Source organism: Massilia sp. DJPM01, assembly GCF_030348125.1.
In the GTDB taxonomy this organism is placed as follows: Bacteria; Pseudomonadota; Gammaproteobacteria; order Burkholderiales; family Burkholderiaceae_D; genus Telluria_A; species Telluria_A frigida.
Map to the genome: position 1 here is coordinate 1 of NZ_JAQOZV010000186.1, position 1,030 is coordinate 1,030.

The following is a 1,030-nucleotide window of genomic DNA, read 5'->3' on the forward strand; positions in this document are numbered from 1 at the left end:
GCCCAGTTGTAGACATAGGGGAGTTTTTTACAACGAACCGTGTTTCATTTCGTAGCAAAAGAACTTCAATATCTAACGATTCCATTCCTGGCCGCCCGAGGCGATAGCTGTACGTATGAAACAATTTAGAGGTCCCAACGGAGAGAGGATCCGGGAACTCTTTGCCAACCATATCCAATAAACTCTTCTCAAGTCCCGGTTCCACATACCAAATCTTCCTGGTATGTGGAGACTTCAACATCGCATATAGCGCATCTTGCGCTACCCGCATCTGCCTAACTGACACCCTTTCTTGATCTTCTATTGAGTAAAGCGCGACTCCAGTCATGCTAGAGATGTATAAAAGAAAAATTGCGAATTTGCGGGCCCTACATAAAATTAAGCCTACCACCAACAGCAGGGTTATACTCGCCAAATACAAAAGAAAATGTACCTGCATTATAGGGATAATGCCGCCGATCAAAGCGAACCCGCCGGCGCGAGCAACGTTCCAGTCTAGGATGATATAAATCGCGAGAAAAACGGCGGGAAGCAGCCAATTTGACTTATTTCGATCATAAACCAACCAGTTTGTCATTCTCATTTTTTACATGCTTCCACTTGGCACTTTGCCACGACTTTATGAGTCCACTCGACACAGTTTGTAAACAAGAGGTTGTAATGCCCGGGAAATTTATCATTCATATTATTTCGCACACATTGATCGAATTTCTCCGCGCTACAAACAGCTGGCACAGCCGAGCAAGTCCCATCAGTAGACTTCTCCGGAAGTAATGCGCCGTCAACTCCCGCTACCCCTTTAGACTCCCCTTCGGCTGGAACGAAACCCTTGCAAGTTTCTCCTACACACAGCCACTGGTGAATGTAGTCTCGTGGTTTACCGACACAAACCTTGACTACGTCCGCTAAACCGAACGGATCCATACGACTAACTGGATTCCCGCTCACATAACCGTAGGTATTGATCCCGCCACGTAGCCCGATCGGATCGCTTTGGATATACCGCCCCGTCTGCGGATCGTAGTCCCTG

The 1,030-nt window shown here is 47.3% G+C and carries 2 protein-coding genes; both read right to left on the bottom strand.

Going from position 1 to position 1,030, the window contains the following annotated elements:
* A partial coding sequence (locus PO883_RS34540; RefSeq protein ID WP_289313814.1) for a hypothetical protein occupies positions 1–577 on the bottom strand: 577 nt, incomplete at its 3' end.
* A gap of 2 nt (positions 578–579) precedes the next feature.
* A partial coding sequence (locus tag PO883_RS34545; protein ID WP_289313815.1) for an RHS repeat-associated core domain-containing protein occupies positions 580–1,030 on the bottom strand: 451 nt, incomplete at its 5' end.